The sequence below is a fragment of the Streptomyces shenzhenensis genome (assembly GCF_003688995.1).
GTDB classification, from domain to species: domain Bacteria; phylum Actinomycetota; class Actinomycetes; order Streptomycetales; family Streptomycetaceae; genus Streptomyces; species Streptomyces shenzhenensis_A.
Genome location: NZ_PENI01000024.1, coordinates 1 through 11,432 on the forward strand (window position 1 = coordinate 1; position 11,432 = coordinate 11,432).

Sequence of the window (11,432 nt, forward strand, 5' to 3'; positions counted from 1 at the left end):
CGTAGTGTTTCGGTGGTCATAGCGTGAGGGAAACGCCCGGTTACATTCCGAACCCGGAAGCTAAGCCTTACAGCGCCGATGGTACTGCAGGGGGGACCCTGTGGGAGAGTAGGACACCGCCGAACAAAAATTGAGGGAAACCCCGCATTCTTTGAATGCGGGGTTTTCTGCGTCTAGGGTCGAAACATGCGCTATGACCTGGTCGTCTTCGACAACGACGGTGTGCTCGTGGACAGCGAGCCCATCTCCAACCGGCTGCTCGCCGCCTATCTCACCGAACTGGGCCATCCGACCTCCTACGAGGACTCCCTGCGTGACTACATGGGGGCCGCCCTGCATCGCGTGCACGATCTGGTGGCGGACCGGACCGGACAGCGGCTGCCGGACGACTTCGACGACGTCTTCCACGCGCGCGTGTTCGCCGCGTTCGAGCGGGAGTTGAAGCCGGTGAGCGGGGCCGTCGAGGTGCTGGAGAAGCTGGCCGCGGACGGGGTGCCGTACTGCGTGGCGTCCTCCGGGAGCCATGAGCGGATCCGGGTGGGGCATCGGACGACCGGGCTCGACCGCTGGTTCGAGGACTCCAGGATCTTCAGCTCGCAGGACGTGGGGCGCGGGAAGCCGGCGCCGGATCTGTTCCTGTACGCGGCCGAACGGATGGGGGTCGCTCCGGAGCGGTGTGTCGTCGTGGAGGACAGTCCGCTGGGTGTGCGGGCGGCCGTCGCCGCCGGGATGGACGTGTACGGGTTCACCGCCATGACACCACCGGAGAAGCTGGCCGGCGCCGGACAACTCTTCTCCGACATGCGGGAGTTGACCGACCTGCTGATATGAACCCGGGCATCCGGCCGGGGTCGCGGGCGTCGTCCTCGCCGAAGAAAAGGTGAGGGAAATTCATCTTTGGCTGGATCTACCCACGGGTAGCCCGGGGCCCTACGCTCGCCGCCATGACTGATGTGCTGCGGCGCGGCAGGGCCTCGTTGGCGTTCGGTTTCTTCGCCCAGGGCGCCGCGTTCGCCCTCCTCGTGACGCGCATTCCGGCCATCCAGGACCGGTACGGCGTCTCCGACGCGCTGCTGCCCCTGTTCCTGGCCGCCGTACCGGTGCTCGCGGGGATCGGCAGTGTGACCACCGAGCAGGTGGTGAAGCGCATACGGCCCAGCCGAGTGCTGCGCTGGTCCCAGCCCGCGGTGCTGCTGGCGCTGCTCGGTGTCGGCGCCGGCGGTGACCTGGCCGTGCTGGCGGTGACGCTCGCGGCGTTCGGGCTGGCCGTCGGGGCGCTGGACGCCTCGATGAACATGCTCGGGGTGAGCCTGCAACGGGCGTACGGGCGCAGCATCATGCTCAGCTTCCATGCCGTGTTCAGCCTGGGCGGGATCGTGGGGGCCTCGCTGGCCTGGGCGGGCGCGCACTGGAAGCTGGCGCTGTGGGTGTCGTATCTGCCGGTGGTGGCCGTGCTGCTGCCGGCGGTTCTGGTGGCGAGCCGGTGGTACGTGGACGGCAGACCGGCGCCCGCGGCGGACGGAACGGGCGGGGACGACGGCGCGGACGGCGGGGGTGTCGTCTTCCGGGCGCTGCTTCCGCTGTGTCTGGTGATGGCCTTCGCGTACATCGGGGACTCGACCGTCTCCAACTGGAGCGCGAAGTATCTGAAGGACGTGCTGGGGAGTTCGGAGCAGCTGGCGACGGTTCCGTACAACGTATACATGGTGACGACGCTGGTGGGCCGGGCCGTGGGGGACTTCGGGGTGCGGCGGTTCGGGGCGGTGGCGGTCGTACGGCTGGGGTCGCTGACGGCGGCGGCCGGGTTCGCGGTGGTGGCGGCTGCGCCGGGCGCCTGGGCCGGGATGCTCGGGTTCACCCTGCTGGGGCTCGGGCTGTGTGTGCTGGTGCCGCAGACGTTCGCGGCGGCGGGACGGCTGTTCCCGGGGTCCTCGGACGCGGCGATCGCCCGGCTCAACGTCTTCAACTACGTGGGTTTTCTGGTCGGTTCGCCGTTGGTGGGGGTGCTCGGAGACGCCTGGGGATACCGCTGGGCGATGCTCGTGCCGATGGTGTTGGTGCTGGTGACACTGGTGTACGCCAGGTCCTTCGAGGCTCGGCCTGACCGATACGGTGGCGAGCATGAGCGGTCGCGCACAGCTGATGTGGGACGAGGCAGTAACGGGCTATGACTTCGGCCCGGACCATCCGATGGACCCGGTCCGGCTGGAGCTGACCCGGAGGCTGGTGGGGGCCCTGGGGCTCGATCGCGCGGTGGAGATCGTCGCGGCGAAGCCGGCCGGTCGGTCCACACTGCGGCTGGTCCACCGGGAGGACTACATCGAGGCCGTGAAGGCGGCCTCGGCGGATCCCGGATCGGCGGACGGCTCGTACGGCCTGGGGACGGTGGACGATCCCGCGTTCGCCGGGATGCACGAGGTGTCCGCGCTGATCGCGGGCCAGTCGGTGGCGGCCGCGGAGGCGGTGTGGCACGGGGACGCGCTGCACGCGGTGAACTTCACGGGCGGGCTGCACCACGCGATGCCGGGGGCCGCGTCGGGGTTCTGCATCTACAACGACGCCGCGCTGGCGATCGCGCGGCTGCTGGAACTCGGCGCCGAGCGGGTCGCGTACGTGGACGTGGACGTGCACCACGGGGACGGGGTGCAGGCGGCGTTCTGGGAGGATCCGCGGGTCCTGACGATCTCGCTGCACGAACACCCCAGGACGCTGTTCCCACAGACCGGGTGGCCGGAGGAGACCGGGGCGGAGTCGGCGGCGGGGTCCGCGGTGAACCTGCCGCTGCCGGCCGGTACCGGGGACGCGGGGTGGCTGCGGGCGTTCCACGCCGTGGTGCCGGAGCTGGTCGCCGACTTCCGGCCCGAGGTGCTGGTGACGCAGCACGGGGCCGATACGCACTTCGAGGACCCGCTGGCCCATCTGGCGGTCTCGCTGGACGCGCAGCGGGCGGTGCAACTGGCCTGCCACGACCTGGCGCACGAGCACGCGGGCGGCCGGTGGATCGCGCTGGGCGGGGGCGGGTACGAGGTGGTGGACGTCGTGCCGCGCTCCTGGACGCATCTGGTGGGGATCGCGGCGGGGCGGCCGGTGGCGCCGGAGACCGTGATCCCCGAGGGGTGGCGGCAGGAAGTGTACGCCCGTACGCGGCAGTTGGGGCCGGTGCGGATGACCGACGGGCGCTGGCCCGTGTCCTGGGCCGACTGGGAGTCGGGGTACGACCCGGCCGACCGCCTGGACCAGGCCGTACGGGCGACCCGCCGGGCGGTGTTCCCGCTGCGCGGGCTGCTGGCGTGAGCGCTCCGCCGGTCGTGCAGTTCCCCCGCGCCCCTTTGGAGCGGTGGTGCGGGGTTTTGGGTGCGGTGGGGTCTGTGGTGGGCCAGGATCGGTGGCGTGTTGAGCATCGGAGCGCTCCGCGCGCATCTGCTGGCCGCCCGTATCGCCGGGCCGGTGGCCACCTCGCGGGAGGAGAGCCTGCGCAGTTACCGGCTCTTCGCCGCTCGCGATCCCCGTGCACTGATCGGGATCGATCCCGAACTCCCGTGGGAACAACGGGACTTGATCGAGCTGATGGCGCGGAGATGCGGGGTTTCGGCTGATCCCCGGCACACTTCCGGCCATGATGTGATCGACCCGGAGCTGACCGTCGCCGCGCTGGACGCCTTCGCGGAGCGCATCGGGGCCGCGGCCCGGTGCGGCACCCCGGTGCTGTTCGGCACCGGGCACCCGCACCGCCTGCTCGGCTTCTACGCAGCCTTGGCGGACGCTCTGTCGGCGGCGGGATGTGACGTCCTCACCCCCGCGCAGGGTCGCCGTGTCGACATAACGACCCGGTTCGGACTACGTACGCACAACCTTGATTACGTACGGGGAGTCGCGCTGGTCCGGGAAGGCGCCGGTGAACGCCCCGGTGGTGAGCCCGGCGCACATACGCACTCCCCGCTGCCGGTTCGGACCGTGCTGGCCGCCGCGGCGGAGGCCGGCGGGCCGCTGCCCGGGCTGGTGATCGGAGACCACGGCTGGGTCTGCGGAGCAGGTCAACTGGGGTTCGAGGCCATGGGGCTTGCGGACACCGACGACCCCGCGCCGTTCGTGGGCGAGGCCGAGGGGCGGGTGTCCGTCGTCGTTCCACTTGATGACGGAGTGCGGTCTGCTTACTACCGCCCGCTCACCCGCTACGTACTCAATCGAGCGTGTCTGTCACAGTAGGCCGCCGATGGGTGCACCTCTTCCCCACTCGCATCACCCGCATCTAGTCTGGGGAGTGAGCACGCAACGACGAAGAGTCACCGGAAGGGGAAGCCGGTGGCCGTCGAGTGCGGAAGGTTCAGGTGTGTCATGGCTGCTGGCGAGAGGCCTCTGAACGAGGTCGTATTCCTTACCGTGGCGGAGGTTGCCGCGGTGATGCGAGTGTCGAAGATGACCGTGTACCGGTTGGTGCACAGCGGTCATCTGCCCGCGATCCGGGTGGGGCGGTCCTTCCGCGTCCCGGAGCAAGCGGTCCACGAATACCTCCGCGAGAGCTATGTGGGGGTCGAAACGGCCTGACGGCGGCTCCGGGCGTCCGCCCGGAGCACCTCGATTACGACCTCAGCCCTCAGGCGGGTAGGCTAGCCCCTCGTAGGTCGTATGGGCCCATGGCGCCCAGCACCGAGTGATGAGAAGTGAGCGAGGGTAGTCGTGGGCTCTGTTATCAAGAAGCGGCGCAAGCGGATGGCCAAGAAGAAGCACCGCAAGCTGCTCAAGCGCACGCGCGTTCAGCGTCGCAACAAGAAGTAAGGCTTCGACGCGAGCCGCGAGAGCTACATCTGTGGCCCCCCACCCGGAGCGGTGGGGGGCCACAGGCGTATTCCGACCGGGGAATTTCCGGCGCCCCGGGCATCTGGTGGTCAGCACGGCGCAACGTCGACCCGCTAAGTTGGCTCGAAGACGGGGACATACGGAAGAAAGGCGCTGATCTTGGGGAAGGTCGTGCTCGTGACCGGCGTGGCCCGGCAGCTGGGCGGCCGCTTCGTGCGGCGGATCCAGCGTGACCCCCAGGTGGACCGGGTCGTCGGCGTGGACGCGGTGCCGCCCGAGCACCATCTCGGCGGGGCCGACTTCATCCAGGCCGACATCCGGCAGCCCACCATCGCCCGCGTCCTCGCCGAGACGGCCGCCGACACCGTCGTGCACCTGGACGTGACCGGCACGGCGCTGGGCAGCGGCAGCCGGGCCACGGTCAAGGAGACCAACGTCATCGGCACCATGCAGCTGCTCGGGGCCTGCCAGAAGTCGCCGACCGTGCGGCGGCTGGTCGTCAAGTCCAGCACCAACGTGTACGGGTCGGCGTCCCGCGACCCCGCCGTGTTCACCGAGACCACCTCGCCCAAGTCGCTGCCCAGCGGGGGCTTCGCCAAGGACACCGTGGAGGTCGAGGGGTACGTGCGCGGCTTCGCGCGGCGGCGGCCCGACGTGGCCGTGTGCGTCCTGCGGTTCGCCAACATCCTGGGGCCCAACGCCGACACCCCCCTCGCCGCGTACTTCTCGCTGCCCGTCCTGCCGACCGTGTTCGGCTACGACCCGCGGCTGCAGTTCGTGCACGAGGACGATGTGATCGACGTTCTGCGGATCGCCGCCCACGAGCCGGCCCGGTCCACGCTCAACAGCGGCACCTTCAACATCGCAGGCGACGGTGTCCTGCTGCTCGCGCAGTGCTCCAGGCGCCTCGGGCGGCCCACGGTGCCGCTGCTGCTGCCCGCGGTCACCTGGACCGGCTCGCTGGTGCGTACGCTGGGTATGACGGACTTTTCACCCGAGCAGATCCGGTTGCTCACCCACGGCCGGGTCGTGTCGACGGACCAGATGCGCGAGACCCTCGGCTTCCAGCCGAAGTACACGACCGCGGAGACCTTCGCGGACTTCGCGCGCAGCCGTGGTCCCGGGCTGCTGCCGCCGGAGGCCCTGGCCGGGGCCATCGACCGGATCGCCGCGCTGTCCCTGCGGGGCAGCGGCCACCCCCAGACGCAGAGCGCCGATTGAGGAGCGCAGCAACGATGGCGGACGCCAAGGTCATTCCGTTCGACGACGACCGGTCCCGCGGTTCCGCCGCGGCCCGGTCCACGCGGCGCCGGAGCGCGGCGAGCCGGCGCTCGGGCGAGCCCGCGGCGGTGCGCGAGGTCCAGCCCCTCCCGGGACGGTTCCCGGAGCAGGACGAGGTGCCCGTGACCGGAGAGGATCAGCCGCCGCAGCCGGACCACGGTCTGGAGCAGCGGGTCGCGAGCGGCCTGGCTTTTCTGCGCCGGCGGCTGACCGGGGACTACGAGGTCGACGACTTCGGCTACGACGAGGAGCTGACCGACCAGGTACTGATGTCCGTGCTGCGCCCGGTGTACGAGAACTACTTCCGGGTCGACGTGAAGGGCATCGAGAACGTCCCGGCCGAGGGCGGCGCGCTGATCGTCGCCAACCATTCCGGGACGCTGCCGCTGGACGGGCTGATGATGCAGGTCGCCGTGCACGACCACCATCCGGCGGGGCGGCATCTGCGGCTGCTCGCGGCCGATCTGGTCTTCGTGCTGCCGGTGGTCAACGAACTCGCCCGCAAGCTGGGCCACACCCTGGCCTGCGCGGAGGACGCCGAGCGGCTGCTCGCGGCGGGTGAGCTGGTCGGGGTGATGCCGGAGGGCTTCAAGGGCATCGGCAAGCCCTTCAGCGAGCGCTACAAGCTCCAGCGGTTCGGGCGGGGCGGCTTCGTCTCCACGGCGCTGCGCAAGGGCGTGCCGATCATCCCCTGCTCGATCGTCGGGGCGGAGGAGATCTACCCGATGATCGGCAACGCGAAGACCGTGGCGCGGCTGCTGGGGTTCCCGTACTTCCCGCTGACGCCGACCTTCCCCTGGCTGGGGCCGCTGGGCGCGATCCCGCTGCCGACGAAGTGGACGATCCAGTTCGGCGAGCCGATCCCGACGGACGGCTATCCGCCGGAGGCCGCGGACGACCCGATGCTGATGTTCAACCTGACCGATCAGGTACGCGAACAGATCCAGCACACGCTGTACAAGCTGCTGGTGCAACGCCGGTCGGTGTTCTTCTAGAGGGTGAACGGGGAGTCCGCCGCATGACGGTGGGGCCCCGCACGGGAGGGGCCCCACCGTCGTATGCGTGCGGCTAGGGCCTCTCGTTTGGATCATGCCGGGCTCGCGGGCCCTGGCACCGCGCCTCGCGGCGTTGTCGTCGGTTGTCAGGGCTCCGCCCTGCCGCCCTCCTCCGCCTTGCGATCCACGGCACCAGACCCCGCTCCCTGATCCGGCCTGATCCAAACGAAAGACCCTAGTTCACGTCCTCGCTGTCGATGCCCAGGCCGGGCAGCAGGCCCGGCAGCAGCGGCGGGAGGGTGACGTCCGGCTCGCTGCTGGGGGTCCTGCTGGTGGACGGGGAGGCGGCGCTGCCGCTGCTCTTCGGCGGGTCGAACAGTCCGCCCGTGCTGCCCCCGAGCAGGCCGTCGTGCGCGCTGCCGGTGGCCGAGTCGCTCGGGCTGCTGCTGGAGCCGCGGTCGGCAGGGGAGCCGTCGCCGATGCTGGGCGTCGGCGAGTGGCGGGTGCCGGAGGGCCCGTCGGACGGGGCGCCGGAGTCCTGCCGTGTGTCCTCGCCGGTGTGGGCGGGGGATCGCGGGAGCAGGGACTGGAGCGGCGCGACCTCTTCGTCTATGGCGTCGAAGACCGACGAGACCTGGTCGCTGACGTCACCGAGCTGGACCGGGAGCCGGTCGCGCAGCGCGCCCCACACCTCGCGGTGGGAGTGCGAGAACGTGGACAGCGCCTGGATGGGGCCGAGCGACTCGGGATCGCGCTCGTACGCCTCGTGCAGCAGGCGGTGACCCTCGGTGACGTCGTGCTGCATGCCCGACAGGGTGCGGCGGATCTCACCGATCGACTCATGGTCGAGCTGGCCGCCGCGATCGCGCTCCATCAGCCGCCGGGCCTCGCTCAGCCGGGTCGAGGCCTGGTCGAGGTAGGTCTGGCCGCGCGCGTCGTCCCCGTCGGTCAGGTAGTTGAGCTTGAACTCCTCGATGCCTCGCTTGAGGCCGTACAGCGAATCGCCGGGCAGGGCGTCGGAACTCGCGGCGGCGACGCCCCCGAAGGCTCCGGCGGCGACTCCGACGCTGAGGCCGCCCGCCGCCAGTCCCTTGGTCAGCCGGGTACGTGGTCGCAACTTGCCCAACGGGCTCGCCCGGTGCGCCCCCTTGGCCCGGTAGGACCGCTGCTCCGGCACCGAAGGCTCGCCCGTCGCCCCGGTCGCGCCGCCCTCCTGCAGCATGGCCTCCATCGCGGCCACGAGCTGGGCTCGCTGGACGACCTTGACCTCCGGGTCGAGCTGCGGCTTGGGCAGTGCACCGAGATCCGTGGCGAGGGCCAACAACTCGCCCTGCTCCGCCCGTTCGCCGGCCGGGGCCGGTCCCTCGGACTGCTCGGCCGCCGTGTCCCGGGCGGACTGCTCCTCCAGGGCCTGGGCGAAGGCGTTCGCCCGCCGGTGCGCCGATACGTTCGCGATCACTGGCGGCACCTCCTCTCGTCATGACGGTCGGACTCCCCAGGGGGTCCTGAGGGTTGCACGCCCATGACCACTTCCACACGATCAGGTGATCAGGGTCGGCCATGACGTGACTACAGGGAGCCTGCATTCCGCACAACGACTGGCGCGGCACTTGGGTTACGGACGACGGTTGATCGGCTGGGAAAGTCAACGGGCTCTCACGGAACGTGAGTTGGATGTTGCGCTGGGTGGTGGTGCCCTGCCGGGCGTCAGCGTGCGTCGTCCGGCAGGAGTCGGGCGAGGGTGCGCACCGCCCGGTACTGGAGGGTCTTGATGGCGCCTTCGTTCTTGCCCATCACGCGGGCGGTCTCCGCGACGGAGAGGCCCTGCAGGAAGCGGAGCGTCACGCACTCCTGCTGCTGCGGGTTGAGCCGTCGTACGGCGTCCAGCAGGGCCGCGTTGGAGAGGGACTCCAGGACGGAGTCCTCGGGCGAGCGTTCCACCTCGTTGGCGTCGAGCATCTCGCCGGTGGTGACCTCCAGCCTGAAGCGGCTGGACTTGAAGTGGTCGGCGACCAGGTTGCGGGCGATGGTGACCAGCCAGGCGCCGAAGTCGCGGCCCTGCCAGGTGAAGGTCCCGATGCGGCGCAGGGCCCGCAGAAAGGTCTCACTGGTGAGGTCCTCGGCGGTCGCCTTCCCGCCGACCCGGTAGTAGATGTACCGGTACACGGTGTCGCTGTACTGGTCGTAGAGCCGGCCGAAGGCCTCGGCCTCACCGGCCTGGGCGCGCTCGACCAGGTCCATCATCCGGGCGCTGTCGCTGTCCGCGGCCGGCCGGCGGGCGGTGGTCGCGCCGGACGCGCGCCCCCGCCTGCCCGCAGGCCGTCCGTCGACCGATCGCCGCCCCTCGACGACGGCGCTGCGCGCCGGCGCCTGCTCAAGGCCGTCGGCAAGTGCGTAGCACGGGCCCACGGGGGTGGCGGTGGCGAAGGCGGGGGCGGCGTACGCGGTGGGGACGTGGCCGCGCAACAGTTCGTGGGCCGTTGCGACCGTTGTGCGCAGCGTAGCCAGGCCCGAGGCGTCAACCCCGACGTGTGGGTACACGGGACTCCCAGAGGCAGAGCTTCCATCACGTGCAGTGCGGGACCGTTCACCCGTCGTGGCGACGGAGGGGTACCGGTTTGCGTCTGAGGAGAATAACGCTTCGTGTAGGTGCTGCTACGCCCAGTTGCTCAAATCATCGATTACGTCGCTTCCGTAACCGATTGACGCCGCATCAAGTGTCGAAGAGTGACCGCTTGTTGATCAGAAACGTGCACGTTTCGGCGGAGTGGGGGTGTGTTGGTCGGCGTGCGGGATCATGCGGGCGCCGGGGCCCGGCGCCCGCCGGCGGTGCGGCGCGCCGGTGTCGGCCGTCACCGGCGGCGCCGGTGCAGCGCGATCGCCGCGGCCGTGCCGCCCGCCACCGCGCCCACGCCCGCCGCCGCGGGGATGCCGACCTTCGCCGCCTTGCGGCCCGTGCGGTAGTCGCGCAGCCGCCAGTCCTTCTCGCGGGCGTGCTTGCGCAGCTTGGTGTCCGGGTTGATCGCGTAGGGGTGGCCGACCAGGGACAGCATCGGGATGTCGTTGTGCGAGTCGCTGTAGGCGGCGCACCGGGCCAGGTCCAGGCCCTCCGCCGCCGCCAGCGCGCGGACCGCCTCCGCCTTGGCCGGGCCGTGCAGCGGCTCGCCGACCAGCCGGCCGGTGTAGATCCCGTCGACGGACTCGGCGACCGTGCCGAGCGCGCCGGTCAGGCCGAGCCGGCGGGCGATGACCGTGGCGATCTCCACCGGGGCGGCCGTGACCAGCCACACCTTCTGGCCCGCGTCCAGGTGGGCCTGGGCCAGTGCCCGGGTGCCCGGCCAGATGCGCTCGGCCATGTACTCGTCGTAGATCTCCTCGCCGATCGACTGCAGCTCGGCGACGCGGTGGCCCTTGACGATCGACAGCGCTGAGTCGCGGGCGTCCTGCATGTGCTCGGGGTCCTCGACGCCGGCCAGCCGGAACCACGCCTGCTGCCAGGCGAACTTGGCGAGGTCGCGGGTCTCGAAGAACTTCCGCTTGTACAGGCCACGGCCGAAGTGGAACAGCGCGGCGCCCTGCATCACGGTGTTGTCCAGGTCGAAGAAGGCCGCGGCCTTGTCGTCGCCGAGCACCGGGAACTCGGGTTCCTGCGCGGTGGCGTCCGAGGTGTCCTGGACGTCCTGGGTGTCCTGCGAGGACTTGCGCGCTGCCTCCGCCGAGGCCTCGCCTGCCAACACGCTCCGCGCCGTGGCGGAGCGCCTACGGGGAGTGAGCCATCCGAGAGCGGCCATGGCGTGAGCATAGCCAGTTTGTTCGGTGCTTCCGGAGTCGAGAGGTTTGGACGGTGTGAACTCTCCACGACCGAGTCGTTAAAGAACCGAGTCGAGAGCTGGTCCCGATGTGACCGTGAGCGCGCGAGAATGGCGGTTATGAGTCCCCTCTTCCGCAGGAAGCCGCCGGCCCAGGACCGGCGCGTCACTCTGATCCGCAAGCCCGGGTGTCATCTGTGCGATGACGCGCAGGCCGTGGTGGAACGGGTGTGCGGCGAGCTCGGGGTGCCCTGGGAACCGCAGGACATCACCGAGGACGCACGCCTGTACGACCAGTACTGGGAGCAGATCCCGGTCGTGCTCGTCGACGGTGAACAGCACACCTTCTGGCGGGTGAACGAGGACCGGCTGCGGAAGGAGCTGACCGGCTAGTCCAAGTGGCCGGGAAAGTCGCCTAGGATCGAGCGCGTTTGGTCTCGGGGGCGGGATTCAATGAGGAGAGTGTTCGATTTTGCCCCCATCGGAAAAGGAGCGTCGTCGCAGGTGTGCCGGTTCCGTACGGCCGCGCCGGGGGCGCGTGACCCCGGTC

Annotated in this window: 12 protein-coding genes and 1 rRNA gene; 10 read left to right on the forward strand and 3 right to left on the reverse strand. The window is 70.4% G+C overall.

Going from position 1 to position 11,432, the window contains the following annotated elements; translation table 11 throughout:
• Positions 1–8 precede the first annotated feature (8 nt).
• From rrf to CTZ28_RS30530, 9 genes are all read left to right on the forward strand, one after another.
• Positions 9–125, forward strand: a 5S ribosomal RNA gene (rrf, locus tag CTZ28_RS30490).
• 61 nt (positions 126–186) lie between these two features.
• Positions 187–831: an HAD family hydrolase gene (locus tag CTZ28_RS30495; RefSeq protein WP_121892946.1), complete on the forward strand. Its 645-nt coding sequence runs from the start codon at positions 187–189 to the stop codon at positions 829–831.
• Between the two features lie 113 nt (positions 832–944).
• Positions 945–2,171, forward strand: a complete 1,227-nt coding sequence (locus CTZ28_RS30500) for an MFS transporter (protein ID WP_121892947.1) — start codon at positions 945–947, stop codon at positions 2,169–2,171.
• Positions 2,122–3,294: an acetoin utilization protein AcuC gene (locus CTZ28_RS30505; protein ID WP_121892948.1), complete on the forward strand. Its 1,173-nt coding sequence runs from the start codon at positions 2,122–2,124 to the stop codon at positions 3,292–3,294. Before CTZ28_RS30500 ends, CTZ28_RS30505 begins: the two co-directional genes overlap by 50 nt.
• A 96-nt stretch (positions 3,295–3,390) precedes the next feature.
• Complete coding sequence (locus CTZ28_RS30510) at positions 3,391–4,206, forward strand: phosphatase (protein ID WP_121892949.1); 816 nt, start codon at positions 3,391–3,393, stop codon at positions 4,204–4,206.
• 129 nt (positions 4,207–4,335) lie between these two features.
• Positions 4,336–4,545: a helix-turn-helix domain-containing protein gene (locus CTZ28_RS30515; protein ID WP_067299677.1), complete on the forward strand. Its 210-nt coding sequence runs from the start codon at positions 4,336–4,338 to the stop codon at positions 4,543–4,545.
• Between the two features lie 132 nt (positions 4,546–4,677).
• Complete coding sequence (locus tag CTZ28_RS30520) at positions 4,678–4,776, forward strand: 30S ribosomal protein bS22 (protein ID WP_003948845.1); 99 nt, start codon at positions 4,678–4,680, stop codon at positions 4,774–4,776.
• Between the two features lie 180 nt (positions 4,777–4,956).
• Positions 4,957–6,018: an NAD-dependent epimerase/dehydratase family protein gene (locus CTZ28_RS30525; RefSeq protein ID WP_121892951.1), complete on the forward strand. Its 1,062-nt coding sequence runs from the start codon at positions 4,957–4,959 to the stop codon at positions 6,016–6,018.
• Between the two features lie 14 nt (positions 6,019–6,032).
• Positions 6,033–7,073 (forward strand): lysophospholipid acyltransferase family protein, encoded by a 1,041-nt coding sequence (locus CTZ28_RS30530; RefSeq protein WP_121892952.1) that lies wholly within the window; start codon positions 6,033–6,035, stop codon positions 7,071–7,073.
• A 235-nt stretch (positions 7,074–7,308) separates the two neighbouring features.
• Here CTZ28_RS30530 and CTZ28_RS30535 read toward each other — a convergent pair whose 3' ends face one another.
• From CTZ28_RS30535 to CTZ28_RS30545, 3 genes are all read right to left on the reverse strand, one after another.
• On the reverse strand, positions 7,309–8,532 hold the full coding sequence (locus CTZ28_RS30535) for a DUF5667 domain-containing protein (protein ID WP_121892953.1): 1,224 nt from the start codon (positions 8,530–8,532) through the stop codon (positions 7,309–7,311).
• 248 nt (positions 8,533–8,780) lie between these two features.
• Complete coding sequence (locus tag CTZ28_RS30540; RefSeq protein WP_121892954.1) at positions 8,781–9,614, reverse strand: ECF subfamily RNA polymerase sigma factor, BldN family; 834 nt, start codon at positions 9,612–9,614, stop codon at positions 8,781–8,783.
• A gap of 311 nt (positions 9,615–9,925) precedes the next feature.
• Positions 9,926–10,864, reverse strand: coding sequence for an HAD family hydrolase (locus tag CTZ28_RS30545; protein ID WP_121892955.1), 939 nt, complete (start codon positions 10,862–10,864; stop codon positions 9,926–9,928).
• Between the two features lie 129 nt (positions 10,865–10,993).
• On the opposite strand from CTZ28_RS30545, the gene CTZ28_RS30550 reads away from it, so the two are divergent.
• The gene (locus CTZ28_RS30550; RefSeq protein WP_121892956.1) at positions 10,994–11,275 is read left to right on the forward strand and encodes a glutaredoxin family protein; all 282 of its coding nucleotides are present in this window, start codon (positions 10,994–10,996) and stop codon (positions 11,273–11,275) included.
• Positions 11,276–11,432: the final 157 nt, after the last annotated feature.

Bases quoted from the DNA above. Each gene is read 5' to 3' on its own strand.
- CTZ28_RS30500 (WP_121892947.1), top strand. From the start codon at position 945: ATGACTGATGTGCTGCGGCGCGGCAGGGCCTCGTTGGCGTTCGGTTTC.
- CTZ28_RS30545 (WP_121892955.1), bottom strand. From the start codon at position 10,864: ATGGCCGCTCTCGGATGGCTCACTCCCCGTAGGCGCTCCGCCACGGCG.
- CTZ28_RS30530 (WP_121892952.1), top strand. From the start codon at position 6,033: ATGGCGGACGCCAAGGTCATTCCGTTCGACGACGACCGGTCCCGCGGT.
- CTZ28_RS30550 (WP_121892956.1), top strand. From the start codon at position 10,994: ATGGCGGTTATGAGTCCCCTCTTCCGCAGGAAGCCGCCGGCCCAGGAC.
- CTZ28_RS30505 (WP_121892948.1), top strand. From the start codon at position 2,122: ATGAGCGGTCGCGCACAGCTGATGTGGGACGAGGCAGTAACGGGCTAT.
- CTZ28_RS30515 (WP_067299677.1), top strand. From the start codon at position 4,336: ATGGCTGCTGGCGAGAGGCCTCTGAACGAGGTCGTATTCCTTACCGTG.
- CTZ28_RS30495 (WP_121892946.1), top strand. From the start codon at position 187: ATGCGCTATGACCTGGTCGTCTTCGACAACGACGGTGTGCTCGTGGAC.